The following is a 22,789-nucleotide window of genomic DNA, read 5'->3' as shown; positions in this document are numbered from 1 at the left end:
CGTGACCATCAAAGCCATCCGCCACTATCACGAGCGCGGTCTGCTCGCCGAGCCCGACCGCGATTCGTGGAGGACTCCGCAAAGCCGGTCTCGTCGGCGCACGTTGTTGGCCGGGACGTCCACAACCGTGTCGAGGCGGCCGTCCGGCGTGTAGCGGTGCACGGCTGCGCCGTCCCACAGGGCGACCCAGATCGCGCCCGAGTCGTCGACCGTCAGGCCATCCGGCCTGCCCGCGCTGATCGCGATGAGGGCTCGCCGCCTTCGGGGGCGGCCGGACGGGTCGAGAGCGCAGACGTCCGTCCGGCCGTGGTGTCCACGTAGAACAGCAGGGATCCGTCGGGGCTCCAGCCGAGCCCGTTCGAGACCGTGACATCCGTGATCACCGAGGTGATCGTGTGGTCATGGTCCAGCAGGTACAGCGTGGCCGCGCCGGGACGGCCGGGTGTCGCGGTGCCGGCCCAGAACCGGCCCTGCGGGTCGCACTTGCCGTCGTTGCAGCGCTCGCCCGCGGCCAGGACGGGGCTCGGCAAGGGCCGCCGGCCCTGGTCGGCGAAGCCTTCGGCTGTGGCCGCGACCGGACCACCGCCAGAACGCGGTACGGCGGCGCCGACCGGGACCGTCGAGCCGACCGGCGCGTCGTCACCGCTGACGGGGTTCCACCGGTGGACCAGCCCCGTGGTGAGCTCGAGCCAGATCAGCGCCGCGCCGGGCGTCCCAGCAGGGCCCTTCCCCGAGCTCGGCCTCGGCCGCGAACGCCACATCGGCGGTCAGTCGACGGACCGGCATGGTCAGCCGTCCAGGGGCGGGAGGCCGAGAGCCGCACGCGGACCCGGCCTGAGCAGCGCCCCGGCCTGGATGGCGGAGGCGCCGCCGTCCAGGGTCAGCCCGGTGCCGGTGCGCATGCCGGCGCGCACGGACAGGCCCCACGCCGCGGCGTCGGCGAGGTCGCGGGCCTGCCGCACCGTCCACAGCCAGCCGAACACTCGAAGCGCGATCAGATAGAGCAGGCGGACAAATACACGACGCGATCTTGCCTGCGGAGACGGACTCCGTCAAACCACAGGTCAGAGCCGTCATGGCTGCGTTTCCCAGACGACGGCACGGGCGGCCACGGTGCCGTCGAGGAACGACTTGACCTTGAGCAGGGCGGTCCGCGCCTCGGAGGTCTCCAGGCAAATCAGCCGGCCCCTGGCTGTGTTGATGCGAGTCTCGCCCTTGGTGGAGCTGAGGGCGGTGCAGCCCTGGCGGGTCGGGGAGCCCTCGCCCGTCCAGAGCGCGAACAGATTTCCGACGATGGTGGCGCCGTCGAACCCGACCTGGCCGTCCTCGGTGGTGTCGACGACGAGGTACCCGTAAGCCGGGACGCGACCGTCCCCACCGGGATGCCGAGGCCGCCCAGCGCACCCAGCAGGACGACGTCGGGCTTCTCGCGCCTGAGTCCGGTCAGCGCCCCCGCCGGCGTGCGCGTCAGGCCGCTCGCCGCGACGCGGGAGAGTGCGTCGCCCTCCTCGCGTTCGGCCGCCTGGCTGAGCGCCTTCCACCGGCGGACCTCCTGTACGGCGACGCCGCGCGATGAGGAGGAACACTCCGCGGCCAGGTCGTCGTCAGCGGCGGCAGACAACCGCTGGATCGCCGACGAGTTCCTGGTCGACGTCCTCGCGGACTGATGTCGTTCACCGCGTGGACGCGACGCACCGGACGCGGCGACCCCGACGCACTTATGTCCGATTTATGACCGTCTGGGGTAATTTTCAATTAGCTGCTCTGGCGCATTCCCCCCCACTGACTGGTAACGGAGGGAGAAGAAGCATGGAGATCAAGCCACAGGCAGTCGTCATTCCCAAGGAAGCCGACCACCTCGAACAGGGGAAATACGGCCCCGTCTTTCCGAGGACCCCGGCCTGTTACGGGTTCACCGTCATCGCCAAGGTCAAGCCCGGCCGGGCCGAGGCGATCCGCAACTACGGCCACGCGCTGGCCAAGGCGCTGGAAGCCGACCCGGATCTGCTCGCGCCGCTGAAACTGCACTACCTGCGCTGGGTGCTCTTCGACGACGACACCCGTTTCATGTACCAGGGCATCTTCGACACCGACTTCGACAAGTACACCGAAGACGCCATCGCGCTGTTCACCAAGTCGGGCGTGAGCACCGCCTTCGAGAACCTCGAAGGGTTCCCCGAGGACTGGAGGACGAACCCCGAGGCGTTCATCAGGTTCGTCCGCGAGCACCAGTGCCCGAGCTTCATCGAGTACGGAGAGTATCCGTACGTCACCTCGGACGAGATCAAGAAAGCGCTCCGGATCAAGCGCGCCCTGTCGGAGATGCTCGACCAACTGCAGTGAGGCCGGGCCACCACCCGCCCGCCGCCCCGTCAATGGAGACGAGATGAGCGAGTTCAGAACCGCACGTACCTACAACCAGAACCATGTGCCGCGCGAGTACACCCCCGGACGCCGACGCGTGAGCATCTACGTCGCGTGGAGCTACCCGGCCGAGGCCGGCCGGAACCCGGCCGAGCTCGACAACCGGTTCTCCACCATGACCGAGGTCCGGCGCGTGGCCTGGCCCGCGTACGAGGACCCGAAGTGGTCCGACCCGATGCGGTTCCAGCAGGGCATCGCCGGGACGCTGGAGCTGTTCTTCTGGGCCTGGGTGCCGTTCCAGCAGTTCGTCGAGGAGACCACCGGACACCCGGTACCCGTGTACCAGCGCATCGATCAGGCCGGTTTCCGCACCCCGCTTGATGAGCGGGTGCTGGCGGACACCGACACCTTGTTCGTGTTCGGGCTGGATCACCTGATCACCGGGCAGGAGGCCGCGCCCGAGGAGATCGAGGCGTTGCGGCAGTTCGTCGACCGGGAGGGAACCTGCCTGGTCCTGGGGCCGCATCACGACGTCGGGGCCTCTGACGACCTCGCCGTGCGCGATATGGAGTACCGCCATCACGGCGACCTCCTGGTCCCGCGCCAGCAGCAGTTCGGCAGGTACACCCGCTCCTTGATGCAGGGGCTCGGCGTGCCGGTGGAGAACCGCTACGGGCTGCGCCCCGCGACACAGAGCCCGGGCAAGATCGCCCCGCTGTCCATCGCCCGGGATCTGGACACCAAGGGATGGCTGGAAGGCGTGACCAGCTTCAACTTCCACATGCACCTCCCCCACTACGCGGTGACCACCGACGATCCGAACGTCATCCAAGTCCTGGGCAGGCAACCGATCGACATGTCCAGGCCGCACCCCTTCACCGAGGCAGGGAACACCGAGTTCAACATGTTCCTGTGGATGCCCCCGGCCGGTGAGCGGGGCGGCGACGTACTCCTGGCGGACTCCACGATCTTCAGCTCGCTGTTCGGAGGTGACGAGAGCCTGCGCAACTTCTGGAGAAACATCGTCACGTCCAAGTAGTGCCGCAGAAAGGTGGTCATCCGTGATCGAGCAGACCTATGCCACGCTCGAACTCGACGACATCCAGCGCGGGGTCCTCAGCCCTCGGCCGACCCCGTACGCGGCGACCTACATCCTGTTCCGGATCGACGACCGCGCGCACGGGCGGGAGCTGATGCGGCGCGCGAGCGAGGTGGTGACCGCGGCCACCGACTCGATGAGTCCCCTGGGCGAGACCTGGGTGAGCATCGCGCTCACCTATCAGGGCCTCAGAGCGCTGGGCGTGCCGCAGGAGTCGCTTGACACGTTCGCCTGGGAGTTCCGGCAGGGAATGGCCGCACGGGCGAACACGCTGGGCGACTCTGGACAGAGCGGCCCCGACAACTGGGAACCACCGCTGGGCACGCCCGACGTCCACGTGGTGCTGGTGGCGCTCGCGCCGGACGGCGCCCAACTCGAAGCGGCCGTCGATCGTGCCCGCCCGGCGTTCCGGCACCTCCACGGTGTGGTCCAGATCTGGCGGCAGGACTGCTACGCGCTGCCGACCGAGACCGAGCCCTTCGGCTACCGTGACGGCATCAGCCACCCGGCCGTCGAAGGCAGCGGCATCGCCGGGTCGAACCCCCTGGAAGCGCCGCTCAAGGCCGGAGAGTTCGTGCTCGGCTACCGCGACGAGCTCGGCGGCGTCCAGACCCCGCAGCCCGAGGTGCTGGGACGCAACGGCACCTACGTGGCCTTCCGCAAGCTCCACCAGCGGGTCGCCGCCTTCCGGCGGTACCTCAAAGACAGCTCCGCCGGCCCCGAGGACGAGGAGCTGCTCGCGGCCAAGCTCATAGGACGCTGGCGCAGCGGCGCTCCGTTGGCGCTCAGCCCGCTGCGCGACGACCCCGTCCTCGGCGCCGACCCACACCGCAACAACCGTTTCCTCTATGAACAGGACGATCCGGCGGGATTCACGACCCCTCCCGGCTGCCACATCCGCCGGGCCAACCCCCGCGACGCCGCGGTCGCGGGGGCGCCGAGGCTGCACCGGATGATCAGACGCGGCACCGTGTACGGCCCGCCGCTGCCCGAGGGGGTCCTGGAGGACGACGGGTCCGACCGCGGTCTGATGTTCACCTTCATCGGAGCACACCTCGGGCGACAGTTCGAGTTCGTCCAGTCCCAGTGGATGAACGACGGCGTCTTCTTCGGCGCCGGGGACGCCAGAGATCCGATAGTCGGGGCCGGCGACGGTACCGGCGAGTTCACGATCCCCCGGCGGCCGGTACCGCGACGCCTGCCACCGCTGCCGCGGTTCGTCGTCACGCGCGGCGGCGAGTACTGCTTCATGCCAGGGCTGAGCGCCCTGCGCTGGCTGGGCGATCTCGAAGACTGACGCGCCGCGGCGGACGCCTACCGGACACGCTAGCCATCGGGGGTGCATGGTCTGACGGATGCGCTGCATCTGCCATTCAACGCGGTCACCGGGAACACGGGTGCCATTGACGAACGTGGCACCACCCCCGGTGCGCCACGAAGCGCTGACCTGTCCGTGCTGAGGTGAAAGATCACCGCCGCTCCGCCGTCGTGGTGACATGTGCCCCGAGCACGGCAACACCCTCACCTCCAGCGGCGGCACCACCCGATGCAAGGCCGCCGGGTGCGGCCGCACCTGGGGCTACAACCGCGACACAGCCCGTGCGCCGAGCCCGTCACCCACCGCCTCGCCGACGCCGAAGGAACCCAGGCGCCGGTCTGCGACGGCCACGCCATCGCCGCCCGTGAGGAGGTGGTCGGCGGACGCATCGAGCCGCTGTAAGCGTGCCCGGGACTGCTCAACTCAGCCCCGGACACGCCTCTACCGATCACATCACAGGCCTGCGCATCACCTGGATGCGCAGGCCTGTTGGTCATGTACGGCCCCACAGGCGCGTACAGAATCCCCTGATCTCTCAGGTCGCGGTGCGTCGGCCTGGCCCGGGTTCACCTATCACACGGCGTTTCACGGCGGCCGCTCTGCCGGGAAAGCGAAACCGTCCGCGACCATCCACGCCAGCACCCGCCTGACGCTGTCGACGTCCGCACCCGCGATGGCGGCCAGATCCTCAGCCGGATACGGCCCACCGCCGTGCCGAATGGCGACCACGCCGATCGCCCGCAAGGTCGCCAAGTCGCCCAGCGGCTCCAGCGCCTGGACCACCTCATCCAGCCACGCGACATCCTCACCGGCCCGCGCACGCCGAACGCGCTCGCGGCGCGCGTACGCCAGCAACTCGGCGGCATCGGCGGTGGCCTTGGCGACGAGCCGATCCCACTCGACTTCGTCCACGCTTCCAGGCTGCGGCCGGCCACTGTGCACTGTCCACCAAGGCCGAGACAAGCGCACGCCAGCGGTGAGCTGCGGCGGCGTGACTGTCGGGCGGCTGCCACTCGGGCGATCAAGCATCGGTGTCAGGATGGGAGCGCCAGCCTTCACGTGCTTCACGCTGTATCTCGCGCGGGCCTGCGAACGTTCCCTCACCACGACTCGTGTAGATCATGCCTTCCCCCCGCGAGCGGTTGACTGGCCGTCGGGGAAGGTGAAGCGCAACACCGCCGAGTGGTCGGCGGGGGCGATCTCGGTGCGGATGCCGTTGAGCAGGTCGACGGAGTAGTAGTACTGGTGCCCGTCCAACGCGCGAGGAAATGACCGCCTGAAGCGCCCATTCAGCGACAAGATCCCGGATCACGCGGAGTGGTCCGGGACCTGCCGCTCGGCCATGGCCGGCTAGATCTTGCCGTGGTTTTCGATCGTCGCGACGTACTCGCCTGCGTTGTCACCGTACTGTCCGGGCTTGTCGTTGTACGCGACGGTCACCTCGCCGGCGTCCTGCGCACGGAAGGTCTGGCAGGAGCCGACCGCAAGCCACGGACCCGAACCGACACGGGCGATCAGCGCGCCGGCCGGGGCTCCCGGCAGGAGGAGTCCCGGCGCCATGTACGCCCCGGAGTACTTGCCCTCGATGAACCGGGTCCCGTCGGGATACGTCACACCCCCGTTGTAGGACGCCCGCCCGCTCGCCGAGACGGTGATGACCTCGTCGCGCTGCACTGTAATGCCGGACTTCACCCCGCCCTCCACCTTCGCGGGGACCGTCACGACAATGAATTCATTCATGCCAACACCTCCGATAGTTACATAATGCTTCCATGCCATCACTGTATGTTTCGTCTCGGCGATGACATCAAACGCGTCGGCGGCGGCGTGTACAGAGAGCTAGAGGCCGCCTGACCGTGGCCATACGGGGACGGACGTGGCCGTTGCGACGGGCCGGAACTTCCCGGGGCGGAACACACAGAAGCAGAAGAACTGAGGCCCAGCCCTTGACGGTTTCACATGTGTGAAGCGTGGCGACAGTGGACAGTCGTGCTGTGATCCGTCACACGCACCAGCCGCCCCTCCCGGCATCAACCGATCGGTTGATGCCGGAATCCACCATCCCGCTCCCCGGTCGGACGATCCGCCGCCCTCCACCCCCGCGCGATTCTCAAGGCATGTCAACACACCGGGAGCCCGCCCTCCGCGCCACCGGACTCCGCAAAGCCTTCGGCGACCACCTGGCCGTCGACGACATCCACCTCACCGTCCCCGCCGGATCCTTCTACGGCCTGGTCGGCCCCAACGGCGCCGGCAAGACCACCACCCTGGCCATGGCCGTCGGCCTGCTCCGCCCCGACGCCGGCAGCGCCGAGATCTTCGGCGTGGACGTCTGGCGCGACACCGTCCAGGCCAAGGGACTGATCGGCGTGCTGCCCGACGGCAACGCCATGCCGGAACGGCTCACCGGCCGCGAGGTCCTCGCCTACCTCGGCCTGCTGCGTGGCCTGCCCCCCGCCGTCGTCGCCGAGCGCACCGACGAACTCCTCCAGATCCTCGAACTCGACTCCGCCGAGCGGACCCTGGTCATCGAATACTCCACCGGCATGCGCAAGAAGATCGGTCTGGCCGTCGCTCTCCTGCACGCGCCCCGCCTGCTCGTCCTGGACGAGCCCTTCGAGGCCGTCGACCCCGTCTCCGCAGCCACGATCAGGACCATCCTGCGCAGGTTCGCAGGCAACGGCGGCTCCGTGATCATCTCCAGCCACGTCATGGCCCTCGTCGAGCAACTCTGCGATCACGTGGGCGTCATCTCCGACGGCCGCGTCGTGGCCGCCGGACCGCTGGCCGACGTTCGCGGCGCCGGAACCCTGGAGGACGCCTTCGTCGACCTCGTCGGCGCCCGCGCCGGAGGAACGGAGGGGCTGGCATGGCTCACCTCCTGACCCCCGGCCCGGCCGCCCTGGCACAGCACATGATCCGCATGCGGCTGGCACTCATGCGCCACTCCCTGCGCGGCGACAACGCCTCCAACCTCTACACCGGCGTCTCGCTCGGGCTGATCCTGGCCTTCGGAACGATCGCCGTCGCCGTCCTGTGGCCCGCCTACCTGCCCCTCACCCTGGCCGTATGGCTCACCGGCTGGATCTTCGGCCCCATCTTCATCGGGGGCGGCAGCGAGGCCCTCCGCCCCGAGTACTTCTCCATGCTCCCGGCCAAGCCAGGCCGGATCGCGGCGGCACTGCTCGCCGGAGCTTTCGCGGGCCCCGCGCCCGCGGTCAATCTCATCGCCCTGCTGTCCCTGCCCGTGTACGGCTGGCGCTTCGGCCCGGCCGGAGTGCTCATCGGCCTGGCAGCGGCCGTCACCACGCTCATCACCATGGTGATGATCTCTCGCGTCATCGTGGCGCTCATCGGGCTGTTCGTCAGATCCCGCGCCACCGCGGCCGCCGTCGGCATCGTGACCGGCACCGCCATCGCCCTGTGCAGCAACGGCTGGGCACCCGTCGCAGCTCTGGGCGGCACCGACACCGCCGCCTGGTCCCAGGTCCTCGTCCGCGTCCTGCCCTCCGGATGGGGCGTGGCCGCCGTCGAAGCCCCCTGGCCCCTCGCCCTCGCCATCCTCGCCGCCAACGCCGGCGTGATCGCCCTCCTCCTGGCCGCCTGGGCCGGCCTGCTGTCGCGGCGCGTCGTCTCGGCCGCACGCGGCGGTGTGCCGCCCCGCCGCGGCACGCCCCGCCCCTTCCCCAGCACCAGCGGTGCCCGCATCGCCGCCGCCAAGGAACTGCGCGCCTGGTGGCGCGACCTCGTCCGCATCCAGCTCCTCGCTACCGCCTTCTCCTACGCCATCGTCACCCCCCTCCTGCTCGTCACCATCGACGCTTGGATCATGGTCCCCTTCGCGGGACTCATCGCGATCGTGATGGCCGCCGCGTCCTCGGCCAACCTCTACGGCGCCGACGGAACCGCCCTCTGGCTCACCCTCATGAGCCCCGGCGCGGAACGCGCCGACGTCCGCGGACGCCAACTGGCCTGGCTCCTCATCGTCGGCCCAGCCGCAGTGGTCCTCTCCCTGGCCGGCACCCTCGTCAGCGGCCAGGCCTGGGCCTGGCCGTGGGTACTCGGCCTGCTCCCCGCCCTCCTCGGCGGCGGCGCCGGGGTCATCGTCCTGCTCGCCGTCACCTCGCTCGTCCCCGGCACCGACCCCCACAAGCGCGGCGGCAACCCGCTCAGCACCGGCGCCGACGAAACCGCCGAAACCAGCCTCGCCTGGCTCGTGCTCGTCGCGGTCCCCGCCACCGCCCTGCCCGCGGCCGGCGCCGTCCTCCTTCACCCCTGGGCCGGCATCGCCACCGGTGTGCTGACCGGCGCCCTCAGTGCCTGGGGACTCGGCAAGATCGCCTACCGCGCACTCGAGAACCACGGGATCGATCTGCTCAACCTCATGAAGCACGGCCCGGCACCACAGGCCGACAAACCCACCACCGCGGACCTCCCCATCCGGCACCGCATCGGCGTCACGATCACCTACACCATCGCCTGGCTTCCCCTGTTCCCTCAGGGAGTCGCGCCCATGGTCATGAAGATCGTCGGCATCGAGGACCGCGTATGGTTCCTCGCCCTTCATCTCCCGCCGATCTGGCAATGGCCCACCATCATCTTCATGATCGCCCTTGGGCTGCTCATGTACGGCTACGCCATCCTGATCCCCATGCGCCTATCCTCATCCTCGTCGGCCATCACCAGGTGAAACCCGTCCGTACCCGAGAGGAGGGGCACGCCCCGGATGAACGACCCCTTCCCGCTTTCCACCTGGGAACGACGCTTCGAGCGCGTCGTCGAGATCGTCCCCTACATCACCCTCGCCGCTTCCCTCGCCATCAGCCTGGCCTCACCCGACCAGCCCGAAGGCGGGATCCCCCGCACCCTCGCGCTCACCGCCCTGGCCCTCGCCTGGATTCTCGGCGCCCACACCCTCCTTCCCGCCGCCGTGCGCCGACGGAGGGTCGCCGTCACCGTTCACTTCGCCGGCGTCCTGGCCACCGCCGCGCTGCTGACCTTCCACGACCCCATCTTCATCATCTACTGCATCTCCGGCTTCTTCCTCGCCGCCAACTTCGCTCCCTCCAGGTGGACCTTCGCCGCCGTCGCCGCCACCTCCTTCGTCCTGTACGGCTCGGCGCTCGACTGGGCTCAGGCCACCATCCAGCTCATCGCCTTCCACCTGGCGATCGTCGCCGTGCAGACCATCGCCATCGGCGGCGGCCACATCGCCGGCATCAGGATCGAGGACCGGCAGCGCAAATACCGGAAAGCAGTCAGCGACCTTCAGACCGCCCTGGAGGAGAACGCCGACCTCCACGCCCAGCTCCTCACCCAAGCCCACCAGGCCGGCATCCTCGACGAACGCCAGCGCATGGCACGCGAGATCCACGACACCCTCGCCCAAGGCCTCACCGGCATCATCACCCAGCTACGCGCCGCCCAACGCGTCGAGGACTCCCACACCCACCTCGAGCTCGCGCTCAACCTCGCCCAGGACAGCCTCACCGAAGCCCGCCGCTCCGTCTCCGCTCTCCAGCCCCACCAGCTCGAGGACGCCCACCTCCCCGAAGCCATGGCCACCCTGGCCCGCAACTGGACCCAGACCACCGGCGTCGACCTGCACGTCGAAGTGACCGGCGACCGCGTCCCCCTCAGCCCCGCCATCGAGGTCACCCTCTTCCGCGTCGCCCAGGAAGCCCTCGCCAACGTCGCCAAACACGCGGGCGCCACCCGCGCCGGCCTCACCCTCTCCTACACCGGCGCTGTCGTCCTCCTCGACATCCGCGATGACGGCACCGGCATCCACAACCCCGACAGCAAAGGATTCGGGCTCAGCAGCATGAGACAACGCGTACGCGGCGTCGGCGGCTCCCTCGAAATCGAGAGCACGCCCGGCGAGGGCACCGCCGTCAGCGCCACCGTCCCCGCGCTCCAAGGAAACCCCCGGTGATCCGCCTCCTCATCGTCGACGACCACCCCATCGTCCGCGACGGCCTGCGCGCCGCCTTCGAAGCCGAACCCGACATCCACGTCGCCGGCGAAGCCGCCAACGGCCGCGAAGGCATCGACCGCGCCGCCGCACTCGAGGTCGACATCGTCCTCATGGACCTGCGCATGCCCGAAATGGACGGCGTCACCGCCATCACCGCGCTGCGCCACTCCCATCCCCACATCAAGACCCTCGTCCTGACCACCTTCGACGGCGACTCCGACGTCCTGCCCGCCATCGAAGCCGGCGCCACCGGCTACCTCCTCAAAGACGCCCCCACCGACGAACTCCTGCGCGCCGTCCGCGCCGCAGCTGCCGGCGAGCCGGTCCTGTCCCCCTCCGTCGCCGGCCGCCTGATGGGCCAGGTTCGCAGACCAGTCAAGGCTGCCCTTACCGACCGCGAACTCCAGGTCCTCGCCCTCGTCGCCGACGGCGCCTCCAATCGCCAGGCGGCCGCCAAGCTCTTCATCAGCGAGGCCAGCATCAAGACCCACCTGCTGCACATCTACGACAAACTCGGCGTCCGCGACCGCGCCGCCGCCGTCGGCGAGGGTTATCGACGAGGTTTGCTCAGTTAGTCGACCAACAGCCCGCCTTTACCGAGCACACCTCCGCCTACCTGCAGGAACGCCGCAGATGGCGGCTGGTGGAGCCGACCTTGTCAACAGGCCGACACCGGCCGTGCCAACGCGGTGTGGCCACAGCCCGGACAGGTGCGATGGCTTGCCCGCCTGATCGAGCGCGAGGCCCGCAGCAACGAGCACGCCCACCAGGGCGGCACCGGCCGGCCAGTGCGGGCACTGCGGCCGCTACCCCGAGGCGGACGGAGCGAGGGCGCACCGATGAACAAAGACGACCGGAACCCGCAGTCCTCCGGCCCCCGACATCTGCCCCACGCCGGCCCGGGCCTCGGCCACGACCGCGCCCACGTCCTGCTCAACGCCTACGCCGGGCTCGGCCTCCACCAACGGCGCCACTCAGGGGCCACCCGTCTCGGCGACCCAGAAGCCCCCTTGCAGCTGATCATGGACAAGACCCGGCACAAGAACACCCGCACCGCCTGCGCCACGGCAACCCGGCAGCGCGGCCATCGCCAAGATCACCGAACACAGGCTCGGGGGCGCCGCACATGCTCGGAATCCGAGCATGTGCGGCGGCCGTGGAGATGGGCCACTACGGGTGCATCACGGACCGGTCGCCAGGCGTGCGTGACCTTGTGGCCGGCGATGTGCTGTGCGGTTGGCCGGGATCGCAGTCAGCGGCGGAATGGCGGCGGCGGCGCGCCCGCGGCGGCGCCGGGTTTCGGTCTGGGCAGCGAGGGATGAGCCAGACGTTCGCTGGGTGATAACGAGTGAGAGGCGCGTTCGCGCAGGTCGGGTTGCTCGTTAACAGCTTCTGTGTCGACTCTCCCAGGAGCTCCTGGTTACTGTGGATCAGCTCTTACCGGCACCCCGAGGAAGATCCCGAGCTTGGCGGCGGTGAACCAGGCGGGCACCGGTCGAGCGGTCACAGCACGTCCACGAAGACCGGGTTGGCATAGAACCACAGGTCGTTCCAGGGGTTCTCGTTGGGACCCGTGTCGGCGGCCGGCTCAAGATCCCCGGCCGCGCTGCGCTTGCCGTCGGTGCCGCGCAGCCGGAAGTAGAACGGCTCACGGACGTCGCGGAACCTGTAGTGGAACTCGGCGACCCGGCCTCTGCCGCGCGGCGTGAACGACTCGACTATCCGCACGTCCGGGGCGGTGAAGGTGTCGGGGTCCGCGGCGGAACCCGTGACGGCTCCCCGGATCAGGTCCAGTCTGGCCAGACGGGGCACGTCGTCGTTGGCGTTGGGGCGACCCGCCAGGTCGACGGAGATGGTGACGGTGACGTCGTCGCCGCGGCGCACCGACAACCGGCCGCCGAGGGTGGCCGGGGCGTTGCCGGGGGCGTGCGCGTCGACGTGCAGGCCGTCGATCAGTCCGCCCATCGACACCCAGACACGACCGGCCTTGAGTGCCTCCATGACCGCGCCGTGGCTGCGCGAGGCCGCGCCGACGACGGTCCTGCTGAACTGGCCTGGCCAGAAGTCGGCGTGCCTGATCGGGACGCCTCCGTCGATCGGGTCCGGGTACTTCCCGTGCTGGTCGTACCAGTCGCCGGGCCGCTGGGGCTCGACGGTCGTGTCGTTGTTGTAGAAGTGGCCGTCGGAGTTGGCGGTGATCCACCAGCCCTTGCCCTCGGCGAGCATCGAGTCCCACATGCCGCCCAGGATGCCGGTCATCGAGTCGAAGCCGCCGTAGGTGGGATAGTGCTCGGGCCGCCAGCCGGTCCACGAGTTCGCGTCCGCCGTGTTGTTGAAGTCACCGCGGGCCCTGGGCTCGTTCTGGGCGCCGGGCGCGCCCTCCATGCCGACAGCGATGCCCGGGGCCGCGTCGCGGAAGGCCCGTAGGTCGCGCGGCGAGAACCGGCCGCGCCGCATCACGTGGTTGATCAGGAACAGGGCGGAGTCGGCCGAGCCCGTCTGTAGGGCGGTCTCGAGCCAGCCGAGCGCCTCCAGGGCCTTGGCCTCGTTGGCCGGGGTGCTCGCGCCGGTGCCGTTGATCCTGGAGTCGAAGAGCCGCTCGAAAGCGCGCAGCAGTTGGATCTCGTCGCGGGCGCCGTCGAAGAACACCGTGGCGTGCTCGCCTCCGGGGACGTTCCACTCCAGCCCCTGCCACAGCAGCAGCTCCGGGTGCCTGGCGCGGGAGGCGACGATGTCGGCGTAGGTGGACTCGACCGCGAACTTCTCATGCGCGGCGTGCCCGTGGTCGGTGATGACCAGCCAGTCCACGCGACCGTGCTTGATGGCGCCCGCGGCCTGCTGCTCGATGGTGTACATGCCGTCGTAGCTGTACTGCGTGTGCACGTGGTGGTCGCCGGCGAGCCACTGGTAGTAGCGCGAGCCCCCGGTGGTGGCGGCGGCGGGGCGCGCGGCGGCGAGCCCACCCAGGGCGGTCACCCCCAGGGTGGCGGCGCCGAGCAGGCCGCTGTTCAGCAGGAAGCGGCGTCGGCTGAGGTCGCCGGGCGACAGCTCGTTCTCCGGCACCGACAAGTCCGCGAACGCGGCCGTGCCTTCGGGAACGTGGGCATGCTCATGGGAGTGAGCGGCATTGCGGCACATGGGGGATACCTTCCTGGAGTGCTTCATTCGGAGATGCTGGAAGCGCCGTTCTCGATGTGGCCCATGAGCCGGCGGAGGAAGTGGGATCCTCAGGGCAGGTGGTCGACACCTCCTACCAGCCGTGCGCATCCTCGCAGCGGATCGTGACGGTTTCGGGCCGGTCCGGGTGAACGGTGAGTGGGTCGCCGGCGATGCGCACGTGAACGATGTGTCCGGTGAGGTTCTCGGTCTCGAGCGTGACCGCCCGCGGGTCCGCCGTTCTGCAGCCGCGGAGGTCTCAGGACGAGCCGCGCAGTCCCCGGCGGAACCCGTTCGGCCCCGTGAGCACCAGGTCGAACTCGGGCGCGGTCACCGTGACCGACGTCCCGCCGAGCACGTCGAAATGCCGCGGAAATCGGCGCAGGATTTCCTGCCGCACGCGGTGAAGACCATGGACCTGCGCTATTTCCTGGAGTTCTACGCGCCACGCATCACCGCGGGCAACCACGAGGGGGACGTCGAGCGAATCTCCATGGGCGCGGTGCAGCGCCCGCAGGCGAAGCCGAGGACGAACGATCTTAACGCGAGACGCGCAGTGGCCAATCCCCCGTGCCGAGAAAGAACGGCAGCACGGTGGACAGGCGAGCCCAGCCGCAGATCAGCTGAGCGTCGCCAGAGGCGTGGCCTTGCTCAAGGCATACCAGCTGTCGCCAGGAACGACAGCACCGTCGGCAGCACGTCGGTCGATCTGTCCCAGCAGCCCTTGTGATCCGCGTCGGAGATGGACAAGAAGTTCGCGCCTGAGCGCTCGGCGAAGGCCCGCATCGGCTCGTGCCAAGGGTCGGCCGTGCCCGCGTACAGCAGCGTCGGCACGCCGGAATCGGCGAGTTCCTGGTGGAGCCCAGGCTCACGAGAGAACGCCTCATAATTGGCGCGGAAACCGGCAGGATCACCCGCCTCAATCAGGGCGGCCTGATACGGATCGGCAGCGGCGCCTTGCTTCATCAGCTGTTACGCGTCGGTGTCGGCGGGCAGGCCGAGCAGGCGCAGCGTAGGACCGACCGCCGAGCGGAAGCCGTCGATGGGATCGAACCCGCCGGCCACCAGGCAGGTCAGGCGGCTGGGCGCATGCCCCTGACGATTGCCCGCTCCCCGAGGTCCTGGCCTTGATCGGCGGCAAGTGGAGCGCTCAGGTACTGGTCGAACTCGGCGAAGGCCCACGCCGCTTCACCCAACTGGAACGCGCGATCACGGGCATCAGCCGTCGCATGCTGACCGTGAGCTTGCGCGATCTCGAACGCAACGGGCTCATCACCCGAACCGTGTACCCGGATTCCCCGCCACGAGTCGAGTACGCCACCACATCGTTGATCGAAGACATACGCGAGCCCCTGGAAGCGCTCACGGACTGGGCCCGTCTCGCCGCCCCTGCCATCACCGCAGCCCGCCGAACCTACGACAGCTCAGCCGATTCACATCCCTGATGCGCTGTCATTTCCCACCGACATCACTGGCGGGTACTGGAATCCAACGCTGTCCGAACTGACCGGCAACCGCTGCTTCTCGTCACCGACGAAAGTCGAACCCAGCGGACAGCCGTTGGTGGCCGACTGGGGCCGCGACGCCTGAAGCCGCTCCACCCACGGCGAGTCCTCCCGGTACGCCGCGTGAGGTGCCGAATCCTGCATGTACGGCCTGAGCCGCGGTTCCGCGAATTGATCAGGCGGCCGGTCGTGGTCCGCCGGATCCGGGCCGTCAGATCGGCCACGTCGCGAGGGTCGAACGTCGTGTCTCGATCTCCATGACGAGCAGCACGTACAGGCGTGTGAGGAACACGGTGTCCGCGCGGAGGAAGTCGCATGCCACGATGCCGGACGCATGGGAGACGAGGAATCAGCGCCAGGTCGGTGAAGCGCGGCGTGGGGCGGGGGCCCAAACCGGCTACAGCCAGGACCCGCGGACGGTGGTGCCCGGGGCCGAGAAGTTCGCCCTGGATACGTCGATATCCCCGCCGCGGAGTCTCACGCGCCGGTCCTGCCCGGATCAAGACGGGGCCGGCAGGTTCCGGTGCACTTGGAACGGCGCAAAGCTCTGGGCGACGGGCATGAGCTCGATGACGTTGATGTTGACGTGCGCCGGCAGCGACGCCGCCCAGGACACGGCCTCGGCGATGTCGGCGGGGCCGAGCGGCCGCATTCCGGCGTAGACGGCCTGGGCCTTCTCCCGATCCCCGTTGAACCGTACGGTGGAGAACTCCGTGTCCCCGCACATGCCGGGTTCGACGCAGGTGACGCGGACGCCTGTGCCGTGCAGGTCACTCCGCAGGTTCTGGCTGAACTGGTGGACGAAAGCCTTGGTCGCGCCGTAGACGTTGCCGCCGGGGTAGGGATAGGTGCCGGCGACCGAGCCCACGTTGACCACATGGCCATGGCCGCGTGCCACCATGCCAGGGAGGACGGCTCGGGTGCAGTACATGAGGCCCCTGCAGTTGGTGTCGAGCATCTGGTCCCAATCGTCGAGGTCGGCGTCGTGGGCGGGTTGCAGTCCCTTGGCGACGCCTGCGTTGTTGACCAGCAGGTCGATCTCGGCGAACTCGGCGGGCAGGGTGGCGATCGCGTGCTCGACTGCGGTCCTGTCCCGAACGTCCAGTTCGAGCGGGTGGACGGTGCCCGGGTGGTCGGCCGCCACCTTGACGAGCAGGTCCGCTCTCCGCGCCGACGCGACGACGCGGGCGCCGTCGGCCGCGAGGCGGCGGGTGATCGCGGCGCCGAAGCCGGTGCTGGCGCCGGTGACGAACGCGGTCATGGTCATGGGACTCACTGCTCCTGGGGAATCGAGTCGAGGAACTTCTGCAGCGTCTCGTTGAATTCAGCCGGCCGCTCGAGGTTGGGCATGTGCCCGGCCCCCTCGACGACGGCAAGCGTGGATCCCGGGATGATCCGGTGCATGAGCCGGGCGTCGGCGATCGGGGTGAACTCGTCATCGCTGCCGACGACGATGAGCGTAGGCACACGGACGCGAGACAGTGACGCGACATAGTCGGGGCGCTCGGCGCGGCCGCGCAGCGCGGCGGCCGCGCCCTCTGGCGGCGTCCCCCGCATCATGCCGAGGACGTGCTCGGCCACCGCGGGGAACCGCCGGATGTTGGCCGGCGCCACCATCTTGGACAGGACCTCGTCCGCGTGGGGGCCCATGCCCTCCCGGAGCAGCCGGTCGGCCATGGCGTTGCGGGTACGCCTGCCCTCTTCGGTCTCCGCCTGGGGGGCGGTGTCGGCAAGCACGAGTCCGCGCAGCCGGTCCGGGAACAAGCGATGGAACTCCATGACGATCTGTCCGCCCATGGACAGGCCGCCGAGGACGATCTCTGCGACGCCGAGGTCGTCGAGAAGCTCGGCGATGTCCTGGGCGAAGGTCCGAAGCGGCGTCTTGCCCGGGACGACGGTGCTCCGGCCGTAGCCGCGCAGATCCGAGACGATCACCCGGCGCCCGTCCCGGCCGACGTGCTGGACCTGGGGTGTCCACATCGAGCGGTCGAAGGGGTGACCGTGGACGAGCACCAGCGGCGGCTTGGTGCCCTCGGGGTTGTGGTCTTCATATTCGATGGCGATCTGCCCGGTGATGAAAGTGCCCACCGTGAACCTCTCCTGTTCGGCCCGGCTTGACAGTTCGATGCTATTGAGAGGAATATCTCGGTGCAATAGAAAAATTGCACTCGGAGCAATGTCGATTGGAGATGGGATGGACGACTACCGGCGGATCGCGGACGCGCTCGCGGCGGAGATCGCCTCCGGTCGGCTCAGGCCCGGGGACCGGCTGCCACCGCAGCGGCAGTTCGCCCGCAGGCACGGCATCGCCGGCTCCACGGCGGCTCGGGTGTACGGCGAGCTGATCCGCCGCGGCCTTGCGGTCGGCGAGGTGGGGCGCGGCACGTTCGTCCGCGCCGCCGTACCGCCGAGCGAGCCCGCACTCGCCGAGCCGGCCCACGCGCGGGTGGACCTGGAGCTGAACTTCCCCATGCCCCCAGAGCAGCCCGCACTCCTCGCGGAGAGCCTGAGCGGAATGCTGCGTCCCGACGTGCTGGCGGGTGCGCTCACCCCCATGCGTGCGGCGGGCACGCCGGCGGTGCGGGAGGCGGCGGCCGCGATGCTGTCCCGTCCGGGCTGGGTCCCCGATCCCGGACGCCTGCTGCTCGCGGGCAACGGACGGCAAGCGATCGCCGCCGCGCTCGCGGCCCTCGTCCCTGCGGGTGACCGCGTCGGCGTCGAAGAGCTGACCTACCCTCTGGTCAAGGGCATCGCCGCCCGTCTCGGCATCACGCTGGTCCCGCTCACCATGGACGAGTGCGGGGTGCTCCCGGAGGCCATCCGGTCGGCCGGGCCGCTGCGTGCCGTCTACCTCCAGCCGACGCTGCACAACCCGCTCGGTGTCACCATGCCCGAACAGCGGCGTTCCGACATCGCGGACACTCTACGAGATCTCGGGATCTACGCGGTCGAGGACGGCATCTACGCGTTCCTTCGCGACGACCCGCCGCCGCTGGCCGCGTTCGCGCCGGAGCACGTCATCGTCGCCGACAGCCTGTCGAAGCGAGTCGCCCCGGGTCTGACCGTAGGGTTCGCGGTGACACCGCGGGCGATCGGCGACCGGGTCGCCTCGGCGCTGCGCTCAGGCGGGTGGACCGCTCCGCGCTTCGCGGTCGAGGCCGCGACGCGATGGCTCACCGACGGCACGGTCGCGGCCCTCCAAGAGATCAAACGCCGCGACGCGGCGGCACGCCAGCAACTCGTACGCGAGCACCTCGCCGGGTTCGCCGTCGAGGCCGATCCGCATGCCTACCACTGCTGGTGGCGGCTGCCCGACTCCTGGCGGGCCGACACCTTCGTCGCGGCCGCCGCCCGTCGTGGCATCGCGGTCACCCCCGGCGCAGCCTTCACCATCGTGGCTGCCCACGCGCCCAACGCCGTCCGTCTCGCCCTGTCGGCACCACCGCTCGGCACCCTCGCCACGGCGCTGGCGACTCTCGCGGCGCTGGCCAGAAGCGTTCCCGAGGACACCGAGGTCGAGTAGGGGCCGGCTCGCCGGAAGAACTCAATGCGCTCATCGGCGGTAGTAGGCCGCGCGGTAAGCGATGGCGTCGGGCCTGAGTGCCCGAACGAGCGCCCCGCACCCGGGGGCTACCCGAAACCCGTGCCGCCCTCCGCGGTCGACACCCAGTAGCGACGCTTCTGTGCGGTGATGTCGAGAAGTTCGCCACCGTTGGCTTCGATAACTCGCTGCGAAGCGGTATTCGTCCGGTCGCACATCACCAACGCCCGGGAGATGCCCAACAACCGCGCGATCGGCAGCGCGGCCGCGAGCATCGCCGTCGCGTGTCCCTGACGACGTGCGCTGGGGCGCACGTCGTAGCCGATATGACCACCGAACTCCATCAACGCCGGGGTGAGCCGATGGCGGATGGCCAGTCTGCCCAGAAATCGCTCGGCGTCGACCCACCACAGCGTGGTCATCGGCACGAATCCGCTTCGTACGCCCGCCTGGGTCCGCTCGCCGAGCACACGCGCGACATACGCGTCGAAAGCCCACGAGTCTGCCAGGGCTTGTGGGTCGACATCGTCGACGAACCAGGGAACCGGATAGTCAGGGTCGGTCCGGAACTCAGCCACCGCGGACAGAAAGGACTTCCGCAACTCGGCCGCTGGATCGATGAGCCCTGGCATGACGACCATGATGCCCGCGGATGTACCTGCGGCTCAACGTTGCCGCCAGCCCTTCCCCATGCCGGCCCGTCCAGGTGCGTAAGCTCGATGACCCGCACCATCAGGAGTGCGGCGGCGCTGATGCCGGTCCGGGCGCGTGGCCGGAAGCAGCGGGTACGGCCGGCCATGGCCCTGGTGTCCGGTCCCGACCCGCTGATGCTCCCCGGCCGTGGAGGTGAGCGCCCTGCGTGAATCCGGGTGCCGGCAGGGCTGTCAGTATCCGGATACACGCGAGCGACCCTGAGCAGGCATCAGGCTCTGACAGCGCGCCCGGGCAGGGCGGTCGGCAACAGACACTCGTCGCGGACCACGAACTGGCCGCCGACAAGGACGTGGACGAAACCGGAGGAATGCCTGACCGTCTCGGTGTAGGTGGCACGGTCGCTGACGGTCTCGGGGTCGAAGACGGTCAGGTCGGCGTCGCAGCCCACCTGAACCCGGCCCTTGCGCCGCATCGCCGGGACACCCGAGCCCACCACGTCGGCGGGGACGAGCGTGCACCGGCGCACAGCCTCGGGCAGCGACAGGACGCCGTTCTGCCGGACGAGCCTGCGCAGCGTCCGGCCGTAGGTGCCTGCCGTACGGGGGTGGGTGACGGCGTCGGGCCCGAGCGGCCAAGAGAACGGGTCGGGCGCCCCTGAGCGCCACAGGAGGGGTACGGCGTCGGTGGCGACAGCGGCGTCGGTGAAGGTGAGGGCCCGCTGGATGTAGTCGAACTGGGAGGGGTCATCCTCGTCGAGCAGGTGGACGAAAGCCGCCGAGCCGGGTTCGCTCTCGCGGACCCGGCGCAGGGTGTCGGCGTCGGGGATACGCCCCTCGGCGCCGAGCAGGCCGATGGAGTGCGGGGTCAGCCCGCGCCGGTGGAGGAGTTCAGGGGCGAGGAAGGCCGCGCCGACGCCGGTCATGCCCGCGCCGTAGGGGTAGGCCTCGGTGGTGACTCGCGAGCCTTCGGCGCGCACCTTCTCCACCAGGCCGAGCACGCGGTCGACATGGCGGATGGAGGTGCTGTTGACGTGGCAGTAGTGCATGTGCGCGCCGGTCGAGGCGGCGGCGCGGACGATCTCCTCGGCGCCGTCGACGGGAGTGGTGGGGTCCATCTCGACAAGTTCGCGGGCGTGGGTGTAGGTGGGCAGCCCGACGCGGGCGGCGAGGGCGGCCACAGAGAGATACTCGGCGGGATCGATGTGGGGCGCGTAGCCGACGAGGATGCCGATGCCGAGCGCGCCGTCGCCGAGGTCGCGCTCCAGCATGCCGACGATGCGGTCGACGACATTTCGCGGAGCGGCGCGCTGCCATTCCTCGCGGCCGATGTTGGCGAGGAAGTCGTTCCTCAGGTCGCCGCTGGTGTCGAGGCCGAGGAGGACGGCCATACGGGCCACGGCCCAGGAGGTCGCGAAGCCGTAGTTGAGGGGCCTGCCCTCGATCTCGGCCCTGCGGTAGGCGGCGGCGACCGGGTAGGCGCCGGCCTCGAGTTCCAGGACGGTGGTGACGCCGTCGAGCGCCTGCAGGCGATGGCCCGCGACGTCCATACTGTGGCTGTGCAGGTCGATGAAGCCCGGACTGACGACCAGGCCGGTCGCGTCGACGCTGGTGAGGCCGTCGAGCGGCTGGTCGGAGACTGCCTGGATGACCCCGCCGTTGACGCCGACGTCGCGTACGGCGTCCAGACCGGTCTCGGGGTCGATGACCCGGCCGCGGGCGAGGACCAGATCGTATGTCGTCACGCGAGTTCCTCCGTTCCGAGGTTGAACTGCTCAGGGCGCTGGGGCACGATCAACGCGATCAGCGCGCCGAGGACGGTGGTGGCGATGAGCAGGCCGAAAGCAGCGGTGTAGGAGAACGTGTCGACCAGGAAGCCCATGAGGACGGGGGCGAGGACGCCGGCGATCTGACCGCCGACGTTGACGACGCTCATGCCGGATCCGATGACGGCGGGCGGCAGGGCGCGCACGGGCATGCCGAGGATGCCCATCGCGGAAAGACCCGCCACGCCCATGGCGAGGGTCTGGTAGATGGTGAACCCGACAGCGGAGTCGGCCATCAGCATGAGCACCAGGAGCACGGCGGTGACCAGGAGCAGGGGGATGACGTAGAGCCGGGCTCTGTCGTGGAAGAAGCGGTCGAACAGCCAGCCGCCGAGGAAGACGGTCGTGCACGCGACCAGGCCAGGGATGGCGGACATGACGCCGGTGTTGATGAGGGAGATGCCGCGCTCCTCCAGCAGGTAGCTGGGCACCCAAGTGATCAAGCCGTAGCCGAGCATGTTGGTGGTGCAGAAGAGGGCGGCGAACTTCCAGACCGATGCCGAGCGCATGACGGCGCCGAGGCTGGTCCCCTTGTCCTGAACGACGTCGGAGCCGTTGAGGTGGGCGGGCAGCGCCTTGGGCAGCAGCTTCCAGAGCAGAACGCCGATGGCGACGCCGGCGGCGGCGGTGACCCAGAAGGTGTGGCGCCAGCCGAGCACGAGGATGAGCGGCGCGACGATGAGCGGGGCGACGCCGGCACCGAGCTGGTTGGAGGCGAGCATGGCACCGGCGGCGGTGGCGCGGACGGTGGGGGTCGTGCGTTCCGCGATGGCCTTGAAGGATGCGCCGGGGAAGAGTCCCTGGCCGACGCCGAAGAGAGCACGGATGACGAGGAGGGATGCCAGACCCCAGGCGACACCGGTGAGGGCGGTGAAGACCGACCAGAGCAGCAGAGAGACCATGAGTTGGCGGCGGGCGCCGAACTTGTCCGCGAGGATGCCACCCGGCACCTGGCACAGCAGATAGACCAGGGAGAAGGCGGTGATCAGCCAGCCTTGCTCGGTCTTGGTGAGCGCGAACTCCTCGCCGATGAACGGCAACGCGACGGCCATCATCACCCGATCGACGTAGTCGATCACCCAGACGCCCATGAGCAGGCCGACGGTGACGGTCGCCGTTCTGCGTATTCGCGCGGGCGACAGCGTGGGGGTGTCTTCGACGAGTCCCATTCACAGGCCTCCGGAGCTTTCGGATCAACGTTCCGGCAACCCTCCATCACGTCACGCGGGAGTGCATCGTGCGGGAACATGAAGTCAGGGGCCGCCGGCGGTGCGATTGCACCAAGATCTGTCCACTGGTGGTGAAACGCCTCGATGGTGCTCCACCCGGGTCCAGGCGATGAGGAGCTTAGGT

The 22,789-nt window shown here is 69.5% G+C and carries 23 protein-coding genes and 1 pseudogene; 11 read left to right on the top strand and 13 right to left on the bottom strand.

All coding sequences use genetic code 11. The annotated features are described in order from the left end of the window. Positions 1-27 precede the first annotated feature (27 nt). A pseudogene (locus tag ACFSKW_RS38295) lies at positions 28-761 on the bottom strand (SMP-30/gluconolactonase/LRE family protein). A 27-nt stretch (positions 762-788) separates the two neighbouring features. Further along, positions 789-983, bottom strand: a complete 195-nt coding sequence (locus ACFSKW_RS38290; RefSeq protein ID WP_379578420.1) for a hypothetical protein — start codon at positions 981-983, stop codon at positions 789-791. Positions 984-1,382: 399 nt separating this feature from the next. Between ACFSKW_RS38290 and ACFSKW_RS38285 the strand changes: the two genes are divergently transcribed. The 5 genes from ACFSKW_RS38285 (at position 1,383) to ACFSKW_RS38265 (ending at position 5,183) form a co-directional block, all read left to right on the top strand. Beyond that, positions 1,383-1,667 (top strand): hypothetical protein, encoded by a 285-nt coding sequence (locus tag ACFSKW_RS38285; protein ID WP_379578418.1) that lies wholly within the window; start codon positions 1,383-1,385, stop codon positions 1,665-1,667. A gap of 142 nt (positions 1,668-1,809) precedes the next feature. After that, a complete protein-coding gene (locus ACFSKW_RS38280; RefSeq protein WP_379578416.1) occupies positions 1,810-2,343 on the top strand; it encodes a hypothetical protein in 534 nt (177 codons plus the stop codon). 43 nt (positions 2,344-2,386) lie between these two features. Then, a complete protein-coding gene (locus ACFSKW_RS38275; RefSeq protein ID WP_379578414.1) occupies positions 2,387-3,403 on the top strand; it encodes a hypothetical protein in 1,017 nt (338 codons plus the stop codon). 22 nt (positions 3,404-3,425) lie between these two features. After that, positions 3,426-4,760, top strand: a complete 1,335-nt coding sequence (locus tag ACFSKW_RS38270; protein ID WP_379578412.1) for a Dyp-type peroxidase — start codon at positions 3,426-3,428, stop codon at positions 4,758-4,760. 264 nt (positions 4,761-5,024) lie between these two features. After that, entirely contained in the window at positions 5,025-5,183 is a 159-nt protein-coding gene (locus ACFSKW_RS38265) for a hypothetical protein (protein WP_379578410.1), read from the top strand. Positions 5,184-5,366: 183 nt separating this feature from the next. Here the strand turns inward: ACFSKW_RS38265 and ACFSKW_RS38260 are convergent, their stop codons facing one another. The 3 genes from ACFSKW_RS38260 to ACFSKW_RS38250 all read right to left on the bottom strand — a co-directional run bounded on the left by ACFSKW_RS38260 (position 5,367) and on the right by ACFSKW_RS38250 (position 6,521). Further along, on the bottom strand, positions 5,367-5,693 hold the full coding sequence (locus tag ACFSKW_RS38260) for a hypothetical protein (protein ID WP_379578408.1): 327 nt from the start codon (positions 5,691-5,693) through the stop codon (positions 5,367-5,369). 207 nt (positions 5,694-5,900) lie between these two features. Beyond that, positions 5,901-6,038: a hypothetical protein gene (locus ACFSKW_RS38255; protein WP_379578406.1), complete on the bottom strand. Its 138-nt coding sequence runs from the start codon at positions 6,036-6,038 to the stop codon at positions 5,901-5,903. Between the two features lie 93 nt (positions 6,039-6,131). After that, a complete protein-coding gene (locus ACFSKW_RS38250; RefSeq protein WP_379578404.1) occupies positions 6,132-6,521 on the bottom strand; it encodes a LecA/PA-IL family lectin in 390 nt (129 codons plus the stop codon). 377 nt (positions 6,522-6,898) lie between these two features. On the opposite strand from ACFSKW_RS38250, the gene ACFSKW_RS38245 reads away from it, so the two are divergent. Genes ACFSKW_RS38245 through ACFSKW_RS38230 form a run of 4 tightly spaced genes read left to right on the top strand, consistent with a single transcriptional unit; the run spans position 6,899 to position 11,333 of the window. Further along, on the top strand, positions 6,899-7,666 hold the full coding sequence (locus ACFSKW_RS38245; RefSeq protein ID WP_379578403.1) for an ABC transporter ATP-binding protein: 768 nt from the start codon (positions 6,899-6,901) through the stop codon (positions 7,664-7,666). Beyond that, positions 7,651-9,471 (top strand): hypothetical protein, encoded by a 1,821-nt coding sequence (locus tag ACFSKW_RS38240; protein ID WP_379578401.1) that lies wholly within the window; start codon positions 7,651-7,653, stop codon positions 9,469-9,471. The genes ACFSKW_RS38245 and ACFSKW_RS38240 overlap by 16 nt, the downstream gene beginning before the upstream one ends. Before the next feature lie 36 nt (positions 9,472-9,507). Further along, complete coding sequence (locus ACFSKW_RS38235; RefSeq protein WP_379578399.1) at positions 9,508-10,716, top strand: sensor histidine kinase; 1,209 nt, start codon at positions 9,508-9,510, stop codon at positions 10,714-10,716. After that, on the top strand, positions 10,713-11,333 hold the full coding sequence (locus ACFSKW_RS38230) for a response regulator (RefSeq protein ID WP_379578397.1): 621 nt from the start codon (positions 10,713-10,715) through the stop codon (positions 11,331-11,333). Before ACFSKW_RS38235 ends, ACFSKW_RS38230 begins: the two co-directional genes overlap by 4 nt. 928 nt (positions 11,334-12,261) lie before the next feature. Here ACFSKW_RS38230 and ACFSKW_RS38225 read toward each other — a convergent pair. The 3 genes from ACFSKW_RS38225 to ACFSKW_RS38215 all read right to left on the bottom strand — a co-directional run bounded on the left by ACFSKW_RS38225 (position 12,262) and on the right by ACFSKW_RS38215 (position 14,880). Beyond that, positions 12,262-13,896: a PHP domain-containing protein gene (locus tag ACFSKW_RS38225; RefSeq protein ID WP_379578395.1), complete on the bottom strand. Its 1,635-nt coding sequence runs from the start codon at positions 13,894-13,896 to the stop codon at positions 12,262-12,264. Positions 13,897-14,173: 277 nt separating this feature from the next. Further along, positions 14,174-14,314, bottom strand: coding sequence for a hypothetical protein (locus tag ACFSKW_RS38220; protein WP_379578393.1), 141 nt, complete (start codon positions 14,312-14,314; stop codon positions 14,174-14,176). Between the two features lie 251 nt (positions 14,315-14,565). Continuing rightward, positions 14,566-14,880, bottom strand: coding sequence for an alpha/beta fold hydrolase (locus ACFSKW_RS38215; protein ID WP_379578392.1), 315 nt, complete (start codon positions 14,878-14,880; stop codon positions 14,566-14,568). Positions 14,881-15,041: 161 nt separating this feature from the next. On the opposite strand from ACFSKW_RS38215, the gene ACFSKW_RS38210 reads away from it, so the two are divergent. Next, the gene (locus tag ACFSKW_RS38210) at positions 15,042-15,359 is read left to right on the top strand and encodes a winged helix-turn-helix transcriptional regulator (RefSeq protein ID WP_379578390.1); all 318 of its coding nucleotides are present in this window, start codon (positions 15,042-15,044) and stop codon (positions 15,357-15,359) included. Between the two features lie 559 nt (positions 15,360-15,918). On the opposite strand, the gene ACFSKW_RS38205 is transcribed toward ACFSKW_RS38210, so the two are convergent. Beyond that, a complete protein-coding gene (locus ACFSKW_RS38205) occupies positions 15,919-16,686 on the bottom strand; it encodes an SDR family oxidoreductase (RefSeq protein WP_379578389.1) in 768 nt (255 codons plus the stop codon). Positions 16,687-16,691: 5 nt separating this feature from the next. Next, positions 16,692-17,507, bottom strand: a complete 816-nt coding sequence (locus ACFSKW_RS38200) for an alpha/beta fold hydrolase (RefSeq protein WP_379578387.1) — start codon at positions 17,505-17,507, stop codon at positions 16,692-16,694. A gap of 88 nt (positions 17,508-17,595) precedes the next feature. On the opposite strand from ACFSKW_RS38200, the gene ACFSKW_RS38195 reads away from it, so the two are divergent. Further along, positions 17,596-18,942, top strand: a complete 1,347-nt coding sequence (locus ACFSKW_RS38195; protein WP_379578385.1) for an aminotransferase-like domain-containing protein — start codon at positions 17,596-17,598, stop codon at positions 18,940-18,942. Between the two features lie 107 nt (positions 18,943-19,049). Here ACFSKW_RS38195 and ACFSKW_RS38190 read toward each other — a convergent pair whose 3' ends face one another. From ACFSKW_RS38190 to ACFSKW_RS38180, 3 genes are all read right to left on the bottom strand, one after another. Further along, a complete protein-coding gene (locus ACFSKW_RS38190) occupies positions 19,050-19,592 on the bottom strand; it encodes a GNAT family N-acetyltransferase (RefSeq protein WP_379578383.1) in 543 nt (180 codons plus the stop codon). A 290-nt stretch (positions 19,593-19,882) separates the two neighbouring features. After that, positions 19,883-21,355: an amidohydrolase family protein gene (locus ACFSKW_RS38185; protein WP_379578381.1), complete on the bottom strand. Its 1,473-nt coding sequence runs from the start codon at positions 21,353-21,355 to the stop codon at positions 19,883-19,885. Further along, entirely contained in the window at positions 21,352-22,605 is a 1,254-nt protein-coding gene (locus ACFSKW_RS38180; RefSeq protein WP_379578379.1) for an MFS transporter, read from the bottom strand. The genes ACFSKW_RS38185 and ACFSKW_RS38180 overlap by 4 nt, the downstream gene beginning before the upstream one ends. Positions 22,606-22,789: the final 184 nt, after the last annotated feature.

Origin of the sequence: Nonomuraea mangrovi (assembly GCF_042681425.1) — a bacterium.
Classification (GTDB): Bacteria; Actinomycetota; Actinomycetes; order Streptosporangiales; family Streptosporangiaceae; genus Nonomuraea; species Nonomuraea mangrovi.
Note: the sequence above shows the minus strand (reverse complement) of the source record. Positions and strands in the feature narration are given on the sequence as shown.